This is a genomic window from Parabacteroides sp. HGS0025, from assembly GCF_000969845.1.
Taxonomy (GTDB): Bacteria; Bacteroidota; Bacteroidia; order Bacteroidales; family Tannerellaceae; genus Parabacteroides; species Parabacteroides gordonii.
Window position 1 is genome coordinate 4,438,266 of the sequence record NZ_KQ033902.1, and the last position, 18,104, is coordinate 4,456,369.

Sequence of the window (18,104 nt, forward strand, 5' to 3'; positions counted from 1 at the left end):
CCTTATAAATAAAGAATAAAAATGAAATCTATATATTACTATATGCTGGCAGGCCTGACACTCTCAACTACAGGTTGCAGCAGCTGGTTAAGTGAAGATGACGCTCCGGTGATGTCATACGATTATTACGAAACGGAAGCCGGAGTCAATGCAGCCATTACGGCGGCATACGGTTTTCTCCGCTGGGGAGTCGGCGGTGAACGTTTTGATGTCCTGACCGAGCACGGCACGGATTTGTTTACTGAGGGCGAGGACGGTAATCACCGTGAATCTTATAATAAGTATGCGACACAACTGAACCCCGATGACGGAATTTTATATGAGATGTGGGAAAATCACTATAAAGGGATCAGTGATGCCAACATTGCCATGAAGAAAATTCAGGACTCCCAGGATTTGCTGGAGAAAGTAAAATCGCAGAGTTATGCCGAAATGCAGTTTATCCGTGCGTATCTTTATTTCGATCTGGTACAGCAATTCGGGCGTATCCCGCTGGTAACCGAAGGCAGTTTCGATATCCGTACGGACTTTAAACGTTCTCCGGTAGCCGATATCTATAATCTGATTATAAGCGATTTGCGTAACGCAGCAGAAAACCTGCCAGAAAAGGTGGCAACCAAAGGACGTGCCACCCGCTATTCGGCGGCACATCTGTTGGCGAAGGTGTATCTGACCCGCGGCAGTGCAATCAACGATCCGCGCGGCCAGCAAACGACAGATATGGACAGTACGCTGTATTATGCAGAAAAGGTGATCGATAGCGGGGCTTTTACGTTGCAGGATAATTTTGCTTCCCTGTGGGATATCAGCAACCAGGGCAATTCGGAGGTTGTGTTTGCCGTGCAGTTCACAACAGAGCCGATGTTTAACGGTGATGGCAATAAACAGCATCTTTTCTGGTTGTCCTGGTATGAAGACCAACCCGGCATGTTGCGTGATATTGCCAACGGCCGTCCATACCGCCGCCACGTAGCGACCCCAAAAACGATGGATGATTTGTACGACCGCCTGCACGACTCACGTTTTTACAAGAGTTTCAAATGGGTATATTATGCCAATAACGTAAACACTTTGCCGGTATGGGAACCGCTATCATACGACGGTACTGTTTATTTCACGCCCGATCCTTCAAAAGGGCAAGTCGATGGTCAACTGAAGTTCCAGCATGGCGATACAGCCATTTATTATACAATGGAAAAGACAGGATTCGTATCCAACAGCGATGAGATGCGTAAATTCCGTGCCAACTATACCTATTCTTATTTCCCCCGTGAAATGCATTCGATCCGTTATTTCCCGTCACTGGTTAAATACCTGGATCCGAACCGTCCTTCTGTTTCGGAAGAAAAAGGTTCCCGCGAATGGGTTCGTATGCGCTTGGGCGAAACCTATCTGCTGGCTGCCGAAGCTGCCGGCCGCAAAGGTGACTTCGATAAGGCCGCCGAATATATCAATGTGATCCGTAAACGTGCCGCATGGTCTGATGGGGAACAGAAAGATCAACAGATCTGGCTCTTTGAAGGAGGCAGTAACGATACGAAAAGCACTTATGAGGATCTGAAAATAACAGCGGCAGACCTGAAGGACGATTTCATCACATTCATCCTCAATGAACGGGGACGTGAATTACTGGGAGAAACCAACCGTTGGGAAGACCTGGTACGCTGCGAACTGCTGTATGACTGGGTGAAGGAATATAATCCGGAAGCTATTCATATCAAACCCTATCATAAGCTCCGTCCGATCCCGCAGAAACATATCGACCGCCTGAATCCGGTCGGAGAGATCAGCGAAGAACAGAATGAAGGTTACTATTAATAGGATCATTCAATTAAATATTAAACTTACAATTCATTTATCATGAAAAAAGGATTTATCTATTTCGCACTTATAAGCTGCACACTAGCTCCTATCAGTGCATTTGCACAGGCAGACAACGTATTGACCGGCCAGGAAAAGAACGAGGGCTGGGAACTCCTGTGGGATGGAAAGACTACGAACGGCTGGCGCGGAGCCAAGCTGCAGAACTTCCCCGAAAAAGGTTGGAATATCATCGGCAACGAACTGGTGGTTGAAAAAGCCAAAGGAAAAGAGTCGGGTAACGGAGGAGATATCGTCACCATCAAAACATATAAAAACTTTGAACTGGTGGCCGACTTCAGGATCACGGAAGGAGCCAACAGCGGTATCAAATATTTCGTCGACCCGGAACTGAACAAAGGAGAAGGATCGGCTATCGGCTGCGAGTTCCAGATACTTGACGACGATAAACATCCGGATGCCAAGCTGGGAAGAAAAGGCAACCGCACGGTCGGCTCGTTATACGACCTGATCCCGGCCTGCCAGGAGAAGCCGTTCAAAAAAAATGAGTTCAACACAGCCCGCATCGTTGTGAAAGGTAATCATATCGAACATTGGCTGAACGGTATGCTGGTTGTCGAATATAACCGCAACAACCAGATGTGGAGAGCTCTCGTTGCCGGCAGTAAATATGCTGATTGGCCTGCCTTCGGAGAAGCAGAAGAAGGTCATATCCTTTTACAGGATCACGGAGATGAAGTCCACTTCAAGAACATCAAGATCAAAGAACTGAAGTAATTCATTCTGCACATGGAATGAGGCCCTATCGACCTCGTTCCATGTGTCTATCAAACCAATTCCTCTCCCCCTGTCATATCCTCAAATAAATATTTATCTTTGCGGAAAAACTGCTTTATGATCCGCCCGATGACCCTGAACGACATCCCTGGGATTGTCTCCATTTATGCTTATTATGTACATAACACCGTAATAACATTCGACACCGAAGTCCCCACCGAAGCCGAAATGCGTCAACGGCTAGCCCCCATCATCGAACATTACCCGGCATGGGTCTGTGAAGAGGATGGGAAAGTCGCCGGTTATTGTTATGCGCACGAATGGAAAGTAAAGAAAGCATACCGCACCACTGTCGAAACGACTATTTACCTGCACCCGGATCACTCCGGCAAAGGATATGGAAAGCAATTGATGGATCTGTTGATCGACGATTGCCGCCGCCGCTCCTTCCATGCCCTGATAGCCTGCATCACCATCCCCAACGAACCGAGTGTGAAACTACACGAGCGGCTGGGTTTCAAACAGGTCTCCTGTTTCCATGAGGTAGGCCGTAAGTTCGACCGCTGGCTGGATGTGGCAGATTATGAACTTTTATTGGACAACTGCTGACATAAGGTTGTCACTCGGCCACCTTATCTTTGCATTGTAATAAATAAAACGAAACAAAATTAAATTAACACATCATGTATCATTTGACGGAAAAGCTGAAGCTGCCGCCAACTTCTATGCAACTATTTTCAATGGTAAGATCGCCGACCTGGGACGTTATGGTGAATGTATGCCCAACGTAGCCGACGAACACCAACAAGGTATCATCTACTCACAGGTAGAATTCGGACAGAATATACTGGCACTTTGTGATGTGATGCCGGAAGAGGCTAATGATTTCGGAAAGGGCGGCTATTCACTTGACCTGGAATTTAGTGATAGAATAACACCCTCTTGTCTGATGCTGTACATTTTCCACGCTCGAATAGTGGGAAATGTACAGCCATTTTAATACTGAATAACCAGAACAAATCTCCTGAATTATTATAATTTACCTTCCCAATGCCCAGTCTTATAGATTATAACACCCCATTCACAGATTATTTTTTTTCCCACCGAATATTCTTATAATATTTGTACTCGATCAATAGCAAGATATTCAAAGTAAAATAAACACTAGTTATTAATTAAAAAATCCAGAAAAATGAAACACTATTATCTACTACCAACCGTAAGCTTTTGCGCTTGTTCAAATAACACCGTACGTATCTAATATAAATAACAATACATGAAAACAGTAATTTTTCAAAGACTAAAGTTATTCTTTTTCATTATTTTATGTCTTCATCTTTTTAGTTGTGACAAAGAAGATAAAGAAGATATTAAAGAACCGGATATTGAAATCCCTCTGGAAGAGAAAATGATGCTTATAATTACAACTACAACAGACGGAGCTTCGATAAAACTGCCTTTTACTGGCACTGTTAATTGTCAAATAGCCTGGGATGGCAATAACCTGGAACCGGAGACAGTTACCGAGGCTTATCCTACTCATACTTATTCTAAAAAAGGTGACTATCTCATTCTTATTTCCGGCACAGTGACAGAAATAAACGCCAATGGACTTGATGAATCAGAATTGGCTTGTATTTCCGGTATATATAATTTTGGAAAAACCGGACTAACTAATCTGTATAGTGCATTTAAGGGATGTACTAACTTAACATATTTATCTAATTATGATTCAAGTTCACTTGCGGATGTTACATCTTTTGAAGATGCATTCTCCGAATGCCCGTTAACAATAATTCCTCCCGATCTTTTTGCAGACTGTGGATCGGTTATATCTTTTAAGAATACATTCCATAATTGTATAAACCTGACTGAAATTCCTTCCGGTTTATTTGGTAATTGTTCATCAGTTATATCATTTGCCGGTATTTTTAATAATTGTGTCAATCTAAAGGAAATACCATCCGGATTATTCAATAACTGTACACAAGTTGAATCTTTTAAAAACACATTCAACGGTTGTACAGGTTTAACAGAAATTCCTCCCGGTTTGTTTGACAATTGTTCATCAGTTATGACATTTGCCAGTACTTTTCATAATTGTGTCAATTTGAAGGAAATACCATCCGGATTATTCAATAACTGCACACAAGCTTCCGACTTTATGTCTACTTTTCAAAATTGTAAAAACCTGACGGAAATTCCTTTCGGATTGTTTGATAATTGTAAAGAAATAAAAAATTTAATGGTCACATTCGCCGGATGTAAAAATCTGACAGGAGAATCTCCCTATACAATAATAGAAAATAATAAAGTCCATCTCTATGAACGTAATGATAAGACCGGTGAATTTATCAAACCTAAATATTTTTATTCCTGTTTCAGCGAATGTGTCGGATTATCAGATTTTTCCGATTTACCAAATGAATGGAAATAGATTGATTTTCATTTTGTATCTCCGTGGAAAGTTTTGCCGATAATCTGCCTATAAACATAAATATACGTACAACCGGATAAAAAAACGGGATCCTCATTCAAGAAGATCCCGTTTTTTATATAATCAAATTCAGAGCGGAACAGTTATCTTCCGATAATCCCCAGCTTCGAATCATTGATAAAATCAATGATATGCTGTATCTCGTCACTCATCGGCACCTGGTCTTTGATCATCAGCAGGGCGTCGAACAGACTGGTGTTACCCTGGTAAATGATACGGTAAGCATGGCTGATATGTTTAATAACCTTATCACTAACTCCCTGATGCGACAAAATAAACGAGTTAACTCCATAATAAGTAGTCGGTTCCTGAGCTGCCACGATATAAGGCGGCACGTCTTTACGGAAACGGCAACCGGTCTGTGTCATCGACCAGGTTCCGATACGGCTTCCCTGGCTTGCCAACACATTACCACCGAAGATGGCATAATCTTCAAAGAAACAATTACCGGACACCTTGCTGCCATAACCCAGCACACAATGGTTGCCGATATGTGTATCATGCGAAATATGTACACCTTCATGCAGGAAGTTTCCGTTACCGATAAACGTCTGCCCGTCCGGTGTGGTGGCACGGTTGATGACAACGTTTTCGCGGATCACGTTATCGTCGCCGATAACTACCAGCGTATTGTCGCCTTTATATTTGAAATCCTGAGGTTCCGCCGCAATGACAGCACCATTGAATACACGGTTTCCTTTGCCCAAACGTGCGCCATTCATTATACTGGCGTGAGGCATGATCTCGCAGTTATCGCCAATCTCTACATTCTTATCGATGTAGGCAAAAGGATGGACGGTTACGTTCGCACCCAGTTTTGCACTGGCATCTACATAAGCTAACGGACTAATCATAATAATCTGAGTTTTAATGGTTATTACTCTCTTCCTCCTCCGACAGCACTATACAGATTGATAACAGCCTGCATACGCTGAACGTTGTCGGATACTTCTGTCAATTGTGCACTGAGAAGGCTTTGTTGAGCCGATAAGATTTCCAGGTAAGTGGACTGTGCCGACTGGAACAAAGCTTTCGTGTATTCTACGGCTTTCTCCAATTGCGCGATCTGTTCTTTATCCTGAACCAGCATCTTATTGGTTACATCATACAGATGCAGCGCATTGCTTACCTCCTTGCCGGCTTCCAGAATTTTCTGCTGATAATTCATCTGCGCGATCTTCTCTTCGGCTTTCGACACCTTCAGGTTAGCCATCAGCTTTCCGTTGTTGAAGATAGGCTGTGCCAATGAGGCCAATGCCTGGAACATGAATTTACCCGGATCGGAAATAGTTATACCGGAACCGTTCGTCCAACCTGCCGTAGCAGTGATGTTCAATCCCGGGTAGAAAGCGGCACGCGCCTTATTGGTCGTATAATAAGCACTGGCCAGTGACATTTCGGCGATCTTCACATCCGGACGGTTTTCCAGCAACTGCAAAGGTACGCCGGCCATGATCTCGTCAGGAATGACCTGTTCATCCAAACGGCCGCGTTCGATTGTTTGCGGTGCTTTTGCCAGCAGTACGGACAAAGAATTCTCCACTTCGCGCACCTGGCGTTTCAGGTTGATCAGAGAAGACGATACCTGATGATATACGGCTTTCATCTGGACAACGGCAGCTTCGGTAGTCATACCGGCTTCTTTCATTGCCTCCATCGCACGTACATTTTCTTTATAGATATCGACTGTTTCTGTAGTGATCTCCACCTGACGGTCGAGCATCAGCAAAGTGAAATAAGCGTTGGCAATACCGCCGATCAGTTGCGAACGAACAGCCTGTTGCGAATACTGGCTCTGCAGATAGATCGCTTTCTGGTCGCGGCTTGCATTAAGCAGTTTGCCGAACAAATCGACTTCCCAGTTAGCTGCCGCCGGTAAAGTATAGGCTTTTGCATAGCTGGAACCGCCCATTGTGGTCACGGATCCTTGCGGTGCCAGGTTTAAGGACGGAAGGAAAGACAGGCGGGCAGAAGTCAGCAAGGCTTTCGCTTCTTCCACACGGAGAATGGCAGCCTGCATATCTACGTTATTTGCCAGACCTTCTTCAATCAGAGCCTGCAGTTTGGGATCGCGGAAGACTTCCTGCCAGGGAAGATTTCCCATATTGGTCGTATCCGCAGCCAGTGTATCCGTCGCTGATACCGGATCACGATAAATACCGTCAGCCGTGATCGTATCAGGACGATCGTATGCTTTGTAGATGTGGCAACTGCTCAGCAGAGCGGTCGCACACATCATATATATAATTTGTTTCTTTTTCATTGTCTTCTCACTTATTTTTTAGCGTACTGTTCTATTTCCGTATTCAAATCGCTGTTGTCCAGATCTTCCCACTCGATCGGTTTAACCTTTTCCTGCAGGTACTGGAATACTACGAACAGAGCCGGAACGATCAGGATCTGGAAGATCATACCGACAAACATACCGCCAATAGCAGCAGTACCCAATGTACGGTTACCGTGAGCACCTACACCGAAGGCGAACATCATCGGCAACAAACCGACTACCATCGCCAGGGAGGTCATCAGGATAGGACGCAAACGGGCAGCAGCTCCTAACACGGCAGCCCAGGTAATACTCATACCCATGCGGCGACGGTCAAGGGCGAACTCTACGATCAAGATAGCGTTCTTCGCCAACAGACCCATCAACATGATCAACGCGATCTGCATATAGATGTTATTCGACATCGTTCCCAATATCATCTTCAATGCCGGAATGCTACCTAACGCTGCCCAGCCCTGAACGAACAGGAAGCTACCCATCAAACCGAACGGGATGGAGAGCAATACGGCCAGCGGCAATACGTAACTTTCATACTGGGCACTCAGCAACAGGTAAACGAACACGAAACAAAGAACGAAGATCAAACCGGTCGTACTACCGCTTGTCTCAGCCTCTTCACGCGCCATACCTCCCAGCTCGTAACCGAAACCGGCAGGAAGTGTCGTACTTGCCACTTCTTCTAGGGCTTTCAATGCCTGCCCGCTGGTGAATCCATCAGCAGGAGCAACCATCACCTTCAAAGATGTATACATATTAAAACGGCTGATAATATCCGGCCCATATACTTTTTCTATGGTGATAAACTGGGAGATCGGTGCCATTTCGTTACCGTTTCTCACCTTGATATTTTTCAACGACTCCATATTGGCTCTCATAGCCGGATCGGCCTGTACCATTACACGGTACATCTTACCGAAACGGTTGAAGTTGGAAGCATACAAACCACCATAGTAACCTTGCAACGTCATAAGGATATCGCTCGGGCTGATACCGACTTTCTTACAAGCTGCCGCATCGATGTCGATCATATACTGCGGGAAGTTCGGGTTGAAAGTAGTCTGAGCCGACTTAATCTCCGGACGGGCTGTCAAAGCTGCCATATAGTCTTTGGATACTTCAAAGAATTTCTCCAGGCTACCCCCTGTCTTATCCTGCATGTTCAACTCGATATCACTGGAAGCCGAATAACCCGGAATCATAGGCGGAGTAAAGAACAATACCTGCGCATCTTTCACTACTTTCTGTGCACGCATGAACAAGCTACCGTAAACAACTTCCGCACTCTGTGTCATCGAACGTTCATCCCAGTCTTTCAGCTTGATGATGAATGAACCGTAAGAAGGTCCTTGTCCACCGATAAAGCTAAAACCGGTAATAGCCGTACGTGATTTTACAGCGGGGTCGGATGCGATCAGGCTATCTACACGTTCCATGATTTCAATGGTACGTTCCTGAGAGGCTCCGGGAGGCAGTGTCACAGCGCCCATGATTGTACCCATATCTTCATTCGGCACCATACCGGTCGGCGTTACCTGCATGAAGAATACCAATAAAGCGACAGAAGCGATTACAGTTCCGAATGCCAGCCATTTCTTCTGGATAAAGAACAAAACGCGTTTCTTATAACTTTTCAGCAGCGAATCGTATGCCACGTTGAAAGAAGTATGGAAACGGGAAACGAAAGTTGTCTTCTTTTCTGCATGTTCGTCATGAGGTTTCAGGAAGATCGCACAAAGCGCCGGACTCAAAGTCAAGGCATTCAATGCTGACAAACCGATGGCAATAGCCATAGTCACACCGAACTGACGATAGAATATACCGGCTGTACCTCCCATGAAACTTACGGGGATAAACACGGACATCATCACCAAGGTAATAGAAACGATCGCACCACCAAGTTCACTCATCGCATCAATAGATGCCTGTTTCGCCGATTTATATCCCTGGTCCAACTTGGCATGGACCCCCTCGACGACGACTATCGCATCATCGACCACAATCGCAATGGCCAATACCATCGCACAAAGTGTCAACAAGTTGATACTAAATCCGATCAGTGACAACAGGAAGAATGTACCGATCAAGGCTACCGGAATCGCAATAGCCGGGATCAGGGTTGAACGTAAGTCTTGCAGGAACACATATACCACGATAAACACGAGGATAAAGGCTTCCAGCAAGGTCTTGAGAACCTCATGGATAGAGGCATACAAGAAGTCGTTGGCATTCATAGATACTTCCACCTTCATACCCGGAGGCATGGTGCTTTCCGATTTCACCAGCAAATCCTGGATATTGTTGATGGTTTCTGTTGCATTCGTTCCCGGCATCTGGTAAACGATACATGCTACTGCATTATGGCCGTTTACCTTATTCACATAGTTATAAGTCAAACGTCCCAACTCGATATCGGCAATGTCTTTCAAACGAAGTACTTCACCATCGGGCAATGCTTTAACTACGATATTATCAAACTCTTCAGCAGTCTGCAAACGTCCTTTGTAACGGATCGTATACTGGAACGACTGGTTTCCCTGTTCACCGAAAGAACCCGGAGCAGCCTCCACATTCTGTTCAGCCAGCACATTCGATACATCATTAGGCACCAGCTTGTATTGGGCCATCACATCCGGCTTCAACCAAATACGCATAGAGTAGTCGGTACCCAACACGTTGGCATCACCAACACCGGGCACACGCTGTACTTCCGGGATCAGGTTGATCTTTGCATAGTTTTCCAGGAACTTCTGGTCGTAACGGTCTTCCGCATCATATACGGCAAAAACAACCAGCATGGAGTTCTGGCGTTTCTGGGTAGTTACACCGATCTTCGTTACTTCGGCAGGCAACAGACCTTGTGCCATAGACACACGGTTCTGAACGTTTACCGCCGCCATATCCGGGTCGGTACCCTGCTTGAAGTATATGGAAATATCGGCAGAACCGTTATTGGATGCATTTGATGTCATATACATCATGTTCTCTACCCCGTTGATCTGGTCTTCCAGCGGCGCAATCACACTATTCAATACAGTCTGCGCATTGGCACCTGTATAAGTGGCCCTTACCGAAACGGTAGGAGGCGCAATGTCCGGATATTGGGTAATAGGCAATGTGAACAAACCTAATATACCCAGGATGACAATCAGGATGGAGATCACCGTTGAAAGCACCGGACGGTTAATAAATCTATCTAATTTCATATGTTACTTTTTTATATACGAATAGCATCAGGTGTAACCCGGCTAATTCTATAATACCTTTAATTAATTAAAAGCTGTTTTTAAGTTTCCTTCGTTCTGGTCTTTCATCGCCTGCTGAAACTTAGCAGCCTGCTCAGCCTGTGTGATCGGCTTAATTTCCTGACCGTCCCTTAAACTCTGAACACCTTCGACAACGATCTTGTCACCGGACTTCAAGCCTTTTGTTACCAGATAGCTCTTGCCATCGTTCAAAGAAGAAATCTGAATTTCAACATTCTTAATTGTATTATCAGGTTGCAGAACATATACAAACTTCTTATCCTGAATTTCCACCGTAGCAGACTGAGGGATCATAATGATATTATCCATTGAGTAAGGGAATACGACATTACCTGTACCACCGCTTCTCAATATATTCTGGTTGTTCGGGAAAACTGCACGCATACTTACCGAACCGGTAGACTGGTCGATAACACCGCTGACAGCGTCGATCTTACCAGTTTCCGCCAACATTGTTCCGTCAGCCAGCTGTAACTGAACTGCCGGCATCTTATCCAACTGTTCTTTCAGCGTGCCGCCTGCCTTTGTCAGTTGCAGCAATTCTTTTTCCGTCATCGAGAAATAAACATAAACATCACCGATCTCAGAGACAGTGGTCAACGGTTCTGCCACAGAAGGACTAACCAAACTTCCGACACGGTACGGGAAAGTACCCACAACACCGTTGGACGGGCTGGTCACCGTACAAAAAGATAAATTCTGATTTGCACTCACCAAAGAAGCTTCCGATTGCGCCAACGTTGCTTCTGCCGACAACAACTGATTAACAGCTGTCTGATATTCAAAGGAACTGATAATCGCTTTGTCGAACAAATCTTTCTTGTTCTTCTCTGTTAGCTTCAACGTATTAACATTAGCTTTAGCCATAGCCACAGCAGCTTTAGCCTGATTCACAGTTGCCTTATACTGCGTAGGATCAATTTCAAACAAGGGCTGCCCTTTGCGGACTGTTGCACCTTCATCGACACACAACTTTACAATAAACCCTGACACCTGGGGACGCACTTCGATATCCTGCGTACCTCTGATAGTCGCCGGATAAGACGTTGTCTGATTGCTGGAAGAAGAATTAAGGGCCAGAACAGCGTATTCGCTGTCGCCTAATTTCATACCACTCTGGCTGTTTCCACAGGCGGTTAATAAAGACACTCCCACTGCAAATAATGCAATTTGCCTAAACTGGGTAATAGTAGTTCTCAACATTTGTCTATTCATATTCATAATTTAATATATTTCTGCCTAGTATATTTTCTTGCAAACGATTCAAAGTCTTGTTTTATCAGGCTCGATTTTTGAAGGACTCATATCTAAAAAAACGTACAAATGTAAAGTCTTTTTATTGTACTTTTCCCGTTTATACATTCTTTTATACTAAAAAATAGCTTATTTATATGTAGAGATCAAACACATAGCTTATTTTTTGACCGTTCGAAAGTAAATTAGTCCAAATTGCTATACAAATTCAGGGCATAATTTGTTTATTCAATAATTTACCTTAAATTTACAGCTATCTTTTAAACTTTATAATCTACAATCTGATGGGATCTAAATTTTCAATTTCCGAAGTATGTAGTACTTCATGGCAACGGACCAAGGCTCAGATATGGGTTTTATCCGGATTGATAATAGGTATGAGCATTATTTCTTTTACATTAGGGGTATTTGCAATGCCTATACAGCAATCGGTAATGGGAGCGATCGTTATTAATCTGATCAGTTGCATCATCTCTTGTATTTTTGCTCTGGGGTACATGAAAAATATATTCCAGGCTTTGGACGGAGAAGAACCTCAATTCTCGGCTTACGGACAGCAGGCCCGAAAGATCATTACTTATCTTGTAGCCAATATTCTTATGGCAATCATCGTTACTTTGGGGTTATGTCTGTTTATCATTCCGGGAATCTACCTGGCTTTGAGGCTACAGTTCTATGCAGCTCTTATCGTTGAAGATGATGCAGGAATAATCGAGTCACTCCAACGCAGCTGGGAAATCACCCGTGGACAAGAGATGTCTCTTTTCATGCTGATGCTGGCTATGATCGGGATCTGTATTTTAGGTCTTATCCTGTTAGGTATAGGAATATTTGTGGCAATGCCGCTTATATATATGATGTATGCCTATGTTTTTCGTAAATTAAATGCACCTTTGCAAATTCTTGAAGAAGTATAAATAACTAATAGCCCTATGGGGAAAACATATAGAATAAAAGATATAGCAGAGTTATCCGGAGTATCGACCGGAACGGTCGACCGTATCCTGCACAATCGTGGTAAGGTATCTGAAGAAGCTCAGAAAAAGGTTGAAAAAGTATTGAAAGAGATAGACTATCATCCGAATCTGATAGCCCGTTCGCTTGCCTTGAAGAAGAAATATCACTTCATAACGCTCACTCCTTCTTTTGCCGAAGGAGAATATTGGGCAAAACTATCGGAAGGTATCGATAAAGCAGAGCAGGAACTGTTCAGCTATAACGTTGAAATCGAACGGATGTGTTTCGACCAGTATGACAAAACCAGTTTCGACAATCTGATCCCCGTAATTGAAAAATCCGATTGCCAGGGAGTAATCATCGCTACTTTATTCAAGGAAAGCGTTTTGCAACTCACCCAACAACTCGACAAACTGGAGATTCCTTATGTACTGATCGATGCCTTTATCGAAAATACGAATTGCATAGCCTACTACGGAACCAATTCGTACGACTCAGGATACATTGCCGGACGCCTGTTATTCGAACAGATACAGCCTGAAGACAATATCGCGATCTTCCGTTTCATCCGGAAAGGCGACATGCATTCTACCCAGGTTATGAAACGCGAGGAAGGTTTCCGTGATTATCTGTACGGACACGACTTTCAGGGAAAGATATTCCCGGTACATATTCACGCAGACGAATCAAAGGAGAATAAAGATATTCTCGATTCATTCTTCGCCACGCATGAGGAAATACAAGCCGGCATCATCTTTAATTCCAGAGCACATGTACTGGGAGACTATTTCCGGCATAGGGATACCGACAAACGCTTCAGGCTGATTGGATATGATGTGATCGACTCCAATCTGGACTATCTGAATAGCGGGCACATCACCCACCTGATCGCCCAGCGACCGGAAGTACAGGGATTCAATTGTGTGCGTGCCTTATTCCGGCACCTGGTATTGAAGGAAAAAATCGAACAGATAAACTATATGCCGATTGATATACTTATAAAAGAGAACATTAAGTATTACAATAATTATATTTAATGGCATAATTTATCATTTTTCCCCTCTATTTTTTTTGTTTGACAAATAAATAGTATACATTTGCGCCCGATGTGTGTTCGCCCACAAATCGAGCGCAAAATGGAAATATCACAATAAAATCATACATAAAATGGCTAATTTATTTTGTATTAAAGACAGAGTTGTCATTATTACCGGAGGAGCCGGTATTCTGGGTAGTGGAATTGCAGGTCATCTGGCTGAAGAAGGTGCCAAAGTAGTAATTCTTGACCGTGCTGTTGAGACAGGTGAAAAAATCGTTGCAGACATCAAAGCCAAAGGTGGCGAAGCTTGTTTTTTCCTGACTGATGTGCTGAATAAAGAAATCCTTGAACAGAATAAGAAAGATATCCTTGCCAAATATGGCCGTATCGATGCATTACTGAATGCTGCCGGAGGAAACATGGCCGGTGCAACAATCGGACCTGATAGCAATATCTTCGACTTGCAGATCGATGCTTTCAAAAAAGTTGTCGACCTGAACCTTTTCGGTACGGTTCTCCCGACAATGGTCTTCGCAGAAGTAATGGCTCAGCAAAAAGAAGGTGCGATCGTAAACTTCTCATCCGAATCGGCTTTGCGCCCATTGACACGTGTCGTTGGCTACGGTGCAGCTAAAGCTGCTATATCTAACCTGACTAAATACATGGCAGGCGAATTAGCAATCAAATTCGGTGAAGGTCTGCGCGTAAATGCAATCGCCCCGGGATTTTTCCTGACAGAACAGAACAGAACTTTGATGACAAATCCGGACGGTTCTTATACAGACCGTGCTAAATCTGTTATCGCTCATACACCGTTCAGACGTTTAGGAGCACCGGAAGAATTGTTCGGTACCATTCAATATTTAATAAGTGACGCATCTAAATTCGTAACGGGCACAATCGCCATCGTTGACGGTGGTTTCGATGCATTCTCAATTTAATAACCCAATAAACACTATACATATTATGTATTTATGCGAACAAACATGGCGTTGGTACGGGCCGAATGATCCTGTCAGCCTTTGGGATATCAAACAAGCCGGTGCTACCGGTATCGTTAATGCTCTGCATCATATTCCTAACGGGGAAGTATGGACAGTAGAGGAGATCATGAAACGGAAAGAGCTGATCGAAGAAGTAGGTTTAACTTGGTCTGTTGTTGAAAGTGTTCCTGTTCATGAACATATCAAAACACAAACCGGAGAATTTCAAAAATATATTGATAACTACAAGGAAAGTCTACGTAATCTTGGTAAATGCGGGGTGAATGTAGTGACATACAACTTCATGCCTGTACTCGACTGGACACGTACCGATCTTGCCTATACAATGCCGGATGGTTCCAAAGCACTCCGTTTCGAACGGGCAGCTTTCGTAGCATTCGACCTTTTCATCCTGAAGCGTCCGGGAGCAGAAATGGATTACTCCGCAGAAGAAAAGGCGAAAGCGAAAGCCCGCTTCGACTCCATGAGCGAAGAGGATCGTCATTTGCTTACCCGCAATATGATTGCCGGCCTGCCCGGATCGGAAGAGAGCTTCACTATCGAACAATTCCAGGAAGCATTGGATCGTTATAAGGATATTGATGCGGAAAAATTGCGTGCTAATCTGATCTACTTCCTGCAGGAGATCGCCCCCGTAGCCGACGAAGCCGGTGTAAAACTGGTTATCCATCCGGACGATCCTCCCTACTCTATTCTCGGCCTGCCGCGCATCCTGAGTACGGAAGAGGATTTCAAGAAATTAATCGAAGCAGTTCCTAACAAGAGCAACGGATTGTGTCTGTGCACAGGTTCATTCGGCGTACGCAGCGACAACGATCTGGCAGGGATTATGGAACGTTATGGCGATCGTATCGATTTCGTTCACTTCCGCAGTACCCAGCGAGACGATGAAGGGAACTTCTATGAAGCCAATCACCTGGAAGGAGATGTAGATATGTACGGTGTTATGAAAGCCCTGTTGGAACTACAGCAAAGACGCGGCTGTTCTATCGCTATGCGTCCGGATCATGGCCATCAGATGATAGACGACCTGAAAAAGAAAACAAACCCCGGTTATTCATGTATCGGTCGTTTGAGAGGCTTAGCTGAACTTCGCGGCCTTGAAATGGGTATAGCCAAGTCACTTTTTAAGAAATAAGCAGCATTATTATTTCATTTCTTAGCGATTTATAAAGAGAAAGGTGCTCAACTTCGGTTGGCACCTTTTTTTATTCTAACCTCCATTAATCCTATTTACAGATCTTTGAAAAGCATAAAGAAATGAAAAAGAACTATAAAGTATTCCCATTTAAGACTTTAGACTGGATTGTTTTTTCTACTTTTGTTCGTCTGAAAAATGTTTTTATAATGTCTAATATCTATAGTTATATATTATCTTTTACTACATTACTGACACTAACCACCTGTTCTGCAGTGCAAACACTGTCTCCGTCTACAGAACAGGAAGTGGTTATAGTTCCTCCATCTACAGATATTCCTCTACCTTCGGTTGAATATATATTCCTTCAACCGACACCGGAATTAGGAAAAACAGAATATGCCCGTAAAGATATAACAGAGAACTTCTCTCCCCGGGAAAAAGCAGACATCGCTGTTCCTGACCCTAAATTACTGTGTGACGAAAATTCTTTGATCATCGATCTCGGGTTGATATCCAAGGAAGATTACGCTTTTCCTCTACCTGGAGCGAAAGTAATATCGGCTTATGCCGGTCGCAGAAGACATCATTCGGGAGTCGATCTGAAGACTTGTGCCAACGATACTATCGTTGCCGCTTTCGATGGAATCGTCCGCATGGCTAAGCCTTATGCTGCTTACGGGAATGTCGTTGTTATACGTCATTATAATGGACTAGAAACAGTTTACAGCCATAACTCCAAAAATCTGGTCAAGGTGGGAGATCGTGTGAAAGCAGGTGAACCGGTCGGATTAACAGGACGAACCGGTAGAGCCACTACCGAACATTTACATTTTGAAGTTCGCATTAACGGACAGCATTTCAATCCGGAAAAGGTGTTTGATCTGGAAAACAGAAAGCTACACAGCACATGTCTGGTAGCAACTAAAACAGGTCGAAATATTGCAATAAAATCCGTAAACATACTTCCTCACCAGAGTGCAGGCGATTATCAGTATTCTTATATGGGAGTTTCCCAACCGGAAACCAATAAACGAATGGATTTATAAATCATCACATAACAACAAAAAAGGCTTGCTACCGGATGGTGCAAGCCTTTTTTGTGTGGAGATGGAGAGATTCGAACTCTCGTCCAAACGAGGAATTAATCTGCTTTCTACATGTTTATCTTCGCTTTCGATTGTCGGGATCAAGCAAGACCGAAGCCACCCACTTAATCCTTATCCTCTAAATTTTCGCCTGAGACCCGAGGCTCATTTCAGACTATCTCCGATATTGCTGCACCACCTGATCGGAAAGCTTCGAAGCCACAGCATCCGGGTGATGTCACGTCCCCGCAACTTTTGCAGGGATTAAGCTTGAATCTACTATACTTCGATTAAGCAGCGAGAGCGTAATTATTTTCGCCAGTTAATTGTTCGTTGTCTGAGATTTAAGTGCAAGCCAACCACGCACTACATGCTTACAAACCACTTCTACCCGCTGTCTAAACCGGTCATCCCCATGATTTGTGAGTACAAAGATACAAAGAATCTCCGTATCCTCGTACTCTATTTAGATTTTTTATTCAATCACACCCAGTTCACGGAACCAGTCTTCGGCTCTGTCCGGCCATTCATTCACAGCAGCTCCTGTGTCTCTCAGTCCATAGCCATGACCTCCTTTGCTATATAAATGCATCCGGGCAGGAACACCGGCTTCTTTCAAAGCATAATAATAGAAAAGACTACTATTGATATATGATTTATCATCTTCCGTCTGCACAAGCATAGTAGGCGGAGTAGCAGAAGTCACCTTCAATTCCGGAGCCAACTGAAAGTTCTCACCATCCAGGTAAGCCGGATAAACCAACAAGCAGAAATCAGGACGGCAACTGACTTTATCGGCAGCATCCACTGCCGGATAAGTACGTTTATCAAAATTATTACTAACCATTGCAGAAAGGTGACCTCCAGCCGAAAATCCCATCACGCCAATACGCTGAGGATCGATATTCATCTCTTCCGCATGAGCCCTGACATAACCGATCGCACGCTGAAGATCCTGCAAGGGAGCTTCATGCTTCGC

Annotated in this window: 14 protein-coding genes, 1 other RNA gene and 1 pseudogene (1 of these 16 only partly in view); 10 read left to right on the forward strand and 6 right to left on the reverse strand. The window is 44.0% G+C overall.

What is annotated here, in order from left to right; genetic code table 11:
- Positions 1-21: 21 nt before the first annotated feature.
- From HMPREF1212_RS17215 to HMPREF1212_RS26380, 5 genes and pseudogenes are all read left to right on the forward strand, one after another.
- Positions 22-1,818, forward strand: a complete 1,797-nt coding sequence (locus HMPREF1212_RS17215) for a RagB/SusD family nutrient uptake outer membrane protein (protein WP_046150155.1) — start codon at positions 22-24, stop codon at positions 1,816-1,818.
- 135 nt (positions 1,819-1,953) lie between these two features.
- A pseudogene (locus tag HMPREF1212_RS17220) lies at positions 1,954-2,598 on the forward strand (DUF1080 domain-containing protein); the annotation flags it as partial.
- Positions 2,599-2,715: 117 nt separating this feature from the next.
- Entirely contained in the window at positions 2,716-3,207 is a 492-nt protein-coding gene (locus tag HMPREF1212_RS17225) for a GNAT family N-acetyltransferase (protein WP_046150157.1), read from the forward strand.
- Positions 3,208-3,376: 169 nt separating this feature from the next.
- Positions 3,377-3,598, forward strand: a complete 222-nt coding sequence (locus HMPREF1212_RS17230) for a hypothetical protein (RefSeq protein WP_046150158.1) — start codon at positions 3,377-3,379, stop codon at positions 3,596-3,598.
- 276 nt (positions 3,599-3,874) lie between these two features.
- Positions 3,875-5,035, forward strand: coding sequence for a hypothetical protein (locus HMPREF1212_RS26380; RefSeq protein ID WP_052725024.1), 1,161 nt, complete (start codon positions 3,875-3,877; stop codon positions 5,033-5,035).
- A gap of 143 nt (positions 5,036-5,178) precedes the next feature.
- Here HMPREF1212_RS26380 and lpxA read toward each other — a convergent pair whose 3' ends face one another.
- From lpxA to HMPREF1212_RS17255, 4 genes are all read right to left on the reverse strand, one after another.
- Positions 5,179-5,949 (reverse strand): acyl-ACP--UDP-N-acetylglucosamine O-acyltransferase, encoded by a 771-nt coding sequence (gene lpxA / locus HMPREF1212_RS17240; RefSeq protein ID WP_046150159.1) that lies wholly within the window; start codon positions 5,947-5,949, stop codon positions 5,179-5,181.
- A 23-nt stretch (positions 5,950-5,972) separates the two neighbouring features.
- Positions 5,973-7,358 carry a TolC family protein gene (locus tag HMPREF1212_RS17245; RefSeq protein ID WP_046150160.1) on the reverse strand — a complete coding sequence of 462 codons (1,386 nt, stop codon included), beginning with the start codon at positions 7,356-7,358 and terminating at the stop codon, positions 5,973-5,975.
- 11 nt (positions 7,359-7,369) lie between these two features.
- Positions 7,370-10,585 (reverse strand): efflux RND transporter permease subunit, encoded by a 3,216-nt coding sequence (locus tag HMPREF1212_RS17250; protein WP_028728623.1) that lies wholly within the window; start codon positions 10,583-10,585, stop codon positions 7,370-7,372.
- Positions 10,586-10,648: 63 nt separating this feature from the next.
- Entirely contained in the window at positions 10,649-11,860 is a 1,212-nt protein-coding gene (locus HMPREF1212_RS17255) for an efflux RND transporter periplasmic adaptor subunit (RefSeq protein ID WP_046150464.1), read from the reverse strand.
- A gap of 323 nt (positions 11,861-12,183) precedes the next feature.
- Between HMPREF1212_RS17255 and HMPREF1212_RS17260 the strand changes: the two genes are divergently transcribed.
- The 5 genes from HMPREF1212_RS17260 to HMPREF1212_RS17280 all read left to right on the forward strand — a co-directional run bounded on the left by HMPREF1212_RS17260 (position 12,184) and on the right by HMPREF1212_RS17280 (position 17,086).
- Complete coding sequence (locus HMPREF1212_RS17260; RefSeq protein ID WP_046150161.1) at positions 12,184-12,816, forward strand: DUF975 family protein; 633 nt, start codon at positions 12,184-12,186, stop codon at positions 12,814-12,816.
- Between the two features lie 15 nt (positions 12,817-12,831).
- Positions 12,832-13,893, forward strand: coding sequence for a LacI family DNA-binding transcriptional regulator (locus HMPREF1212_RS17265; RefSeq protein ID WP_028728626.1), 1,062 nt, complete (start codon positions 12,832-12,834; stop codon positions 13,891-13,893).
- A 130-nt stretch (positions 13,894-14,023) separates the two neighbouring features.
- On the forward strand, positions 14,024-14,836 hold the full coding sequence (locus HMPREF1212_RS17270) for an SDR family oxidoreductase (protein WP_028728627.1): 813 nt from the start codon (positions 14,024-14,026) through the stop codon (positions 14,834-14,836).
- Positions 14,837-14,861: 25 nt separating this feature from the next.
- Positions 14,862-16,037 (forward strand): mannonate dehydratase, encoded by a 1,176-nt coding sequence (gene uxuA / locus HMPREF1212_RS17275; protein ID WP_046150162.1) that lies wholly within the window; start codon positions 14,862-14,864, stop codon positions 16,035-16,037.
- A gap of 206 nt (positions 16,038-16,243) precedes the next feature.
- The gene (locus HMPREF1212_RS17280; protein ID WP_232430153.1) at positions 16,244-17,086 is read left to right on the forward strand and encodes a M23 family metallopeptidase; all 843 of its coding nucleotides are present in this window, start codon (positions 16,244-16,246) and stop codon (positions 17,084-17,086) included.
- 53 nt (positions 17,087-17,139) lie between these two features.
- Here HMPREF1212_RS17280 and ssrA read toward each other — a convergent pair.
- Together ssrA and HMPREF1212_RS17285 are read right to left on the reverse strand one after the other, a co-directional pair.
- Positions 17,140-17,540, reverse strand: a transfer-messenger RNA (tmRNA) gene (gene ssrA, locus HMPREF1212_RS26755).
- Positions 17,541-17,600: 60 nt separating this feature from the next.
- On the reverse strand, positions 17,601-18,104 hold the 3' portion of the coding sequence (locus HMPREF1212_RS17285; RefSeq protein WP_028728646.1) for an alpha/beta hydrolase. 378 nt of this gene lie beyond the right edge of the window; only the last 504 of its 882 coding nucleotides appear in the window; its start codon lies off the right edge, out of view — the gene reads right to left on this strand; it ends in the stop codon at positions 17,601-17,603.

What these genes read in the sequence shown, in the direction of transcription:
- lpxA (WP_046150159.1), bottom strand. Translation starts at nt 5,949, where the DNA reads ATGATTAGTCCGTTAGCTTATGTAGATGCCAGTGCAAAACTGGGTGCG.
- HMPREF1212_RS17225 (WP_046150157.1), top strand. Translation starts at nt 2,716, where the DNA reads ATGATCCGCCCGATGACCCTGAACGACATCCCTGGGATTGTCTCCATT.
- HMPREF1212_RS17255 (WP_046150464.1), bottom strand. Translation starts at nt 11,860, where the DNA reads ATGAATAGACAAATGTTGAGAACTACTATTACCCAGTTTAGGCAAATT.
- HMPREF1212_RS17215 (WP_046150155.1), top strand. Translation starts at nt 22, where the DNA reads ATGAAATCTATATATTACTATATGCTGGCAGGCCTGACACTCTCAACT.
- HMPREF1212_RS17250 (WP_028728623.1), bottom strand. Translation starts at nt 10,585, where the DNA reads ATGAAATTAGATAGATTTATTAACCGTCCGGTGCTTTCAACGGTGATC.
- HMPREF1212_RS17230 (WP_046150158.1), top strand. Translation starts at nt 3,377, where the DNA reads ATGCCCAACGTAGCCGACGAACACCAACAAGGTATCATCTACTCACAG.
- HMPREF1212_RS17270 (WP_028728627.1), top strand. Translation starts at nt 14,024, where the DNA reads ATGGCTAATTTATTTTGTATTAAAGACAGAGTTGTCATTATTACCGGA.
- uxuA (WP_046150162.1), top strand. Translation starts at nt 14,862, where the DNA reads ATGTATTTATGCGAACAAACATGGCGTTGGTACGGGCCGAATGATCCT.
- HMPREF1212_RS17245 (WP_046150160.1), bottom strand. Translation starts at nt 7,358, where the DNA reads ATGAAAAAGAAACAAATTATATATATGATGTGTGCGACCGCTCTGCTG.
- HMPREF1212_RS17260 (WP_046150161.1), top strand. Translation starts at nt 12,184, where the DNA reads ATGGGATCTAAATTTTCAATTTCCGAAGTATGTAGTACTTCATGGCAA.
- HMPREF1212_RS26380 (WP_052725024.1), top strand. Translation starts at nt 3,875, where the DNA reads ATGAAAACAGTAATTTTTCAAAGACTAAAGTTATTCTTTTTCATTATT.
- HMPREF1212_RS17265 (WP_028728626.1), top strand. Translation starts at nt 12,832, where the DNA reads ATGGGGAAAACATATAGAATAAAAGATATAGCAGAGTTATCCGGAGTA.